The sequence below is a fragment of the Gilliamella intestini genome, from assembly GCF_900094935.1.
GTDB lineage: Bacteria > Pseudomonadota > Gammaproteobacteria > Enterobacterales > Orbaceae > Gilliamella > Gilliamella intestini.
On the sequence record NZ_FMBA01000107.1, the window covers coordinates 1 to 1,323 of the forward strand.

2 protein-coding genes are annotated in these 1,323 nt (G+C 25.5%); both read right to left on the reverse strand.

Annotation, left to right across the window (positions count from 1 at the left end; genetic code table 11):
- Positions 1 to 341: 341 nt before the first annotated feature.
- Positions 342 to 1,028, reverse strand: coding sequence for a hypothetical protein (locus GA0061080_RS12260; protein WP_091126249.1), 687 nt, complete (start codon positions 1,026 to 1,028; stop codon positions 342 to 344).
- A gap of 4 nt (positions 1,029 to 1,032) precedes the next feature.
- Positions 1,033 to 1,323: hypothetical protein (locus tag GA0061080_RS12715; RefSeq protein ID WP_209435854.1), on the reverse strand; the 291-nt coding region annotated here is incomplete at its 5' end.

Consider the following 1,323-nt stretch of genomic DNA (forward strand, 5'->3'; position numbering starts at 1 on the left):
ATTTGTCTTTTCGAAATACTAATTCCTATAGGTAATGATGACTTATGTTCAATTTTTAAATAACATATTTGTTTTCCAGTTAGGTAAGCATCTATTTTGACCGACTGACTTCAATAGTCTTACTTGTAACTGATTCAACTATAGCTCTATCTGAATAAAGAAGACGACGTTTTCACATTTCCAGTAGACACTCTATTTAATAATTTCTGTCCTGTTTTATCTACATTGTCTATCAATTAAATTTTCCCCAGCAGCCTCATGAGCTGAAAAACTTTCATTGGGTATAATTTAACTATATTTACTATTTATTCCCTTTTCAAGATACAGTAGAAGAAAATATATTATATGTCTGTACCATCGTAATCTTTAATCGCTATACAGCAATAGTTAAATTCTTCCTCTTGAATAAAATATTTATTAAAATAATCTCTATCCCACAAACGAGAGCTTTTATTATTAAATTTTAAATTATTAATATTAATTTGATTAGATATTACTTTTTTCCGCATTTTTTCATTAATTGATTTAATCTCATCTTCATCTATAAATACTTCATATCCTACTGTATGTAATATCATATTTTCATCACTAAATGATAATTCAATACTACCTGAAAAAATGACTCTTATATAAATCATTGTTTCAGGATAATTTAAACTATGTGCATAACATACGATTGCTAAGTCATTTTTAAGAAATTGTGTTCGCCAAGAATGAAAATAGTCTTTTTTATTAACCATAACAATCTGAGCGCACTTAGTGTTTTTGATAATTAATTTTGCTTTTTTTAATAACACAACTGGATCTTCATATTTTCCAATAAAACTATCTGAATTTTGCTGCAAAATACTATTATAGTAAGGCTCCTCATTAAACAAATTAATTGCAATATTTTCTAAATTAATTTCATATGATGATGGTAATTCATCTGTGATTACCGGAATTTTAATAAAATTATTTAATCCAATCATTTCATCAAAATGAATCATTGTTGCATAATGGTTAGTTATATCTAATTTATAATTCATATTATTACTTCTTTTTAAAAATATATTTTATTAATTCGCTACTCCCAATTGGTTTACCGTTAGTTTGTGTATATCCAGTATTAGGCACTTTTGTTTTATTAATTAAAATAAGACCTCTATCGGAAGCTATTTTTTCTAAATTTTTTAATGTTCCATTTGATATTGAACCTTTAATTGTAATTGTACCATTATTCGATAAGACTCTTAATATTTCACTACCTAATGGATCATATTTATATGGGTTTTCCATAATAATTTTATTTTGCGAACCTGTTGCAATATTTGACAAATCATT

What these genes read in the sequence shown, in the direction of transcription:
- GA0061080_RS12260 (WP_091126249.1), bottom strand. Translation starts at nt 1,028, where the DNA reads ATGAATTATAAATTAGATATAACTAACCATTATGCAACAATGATTCAT.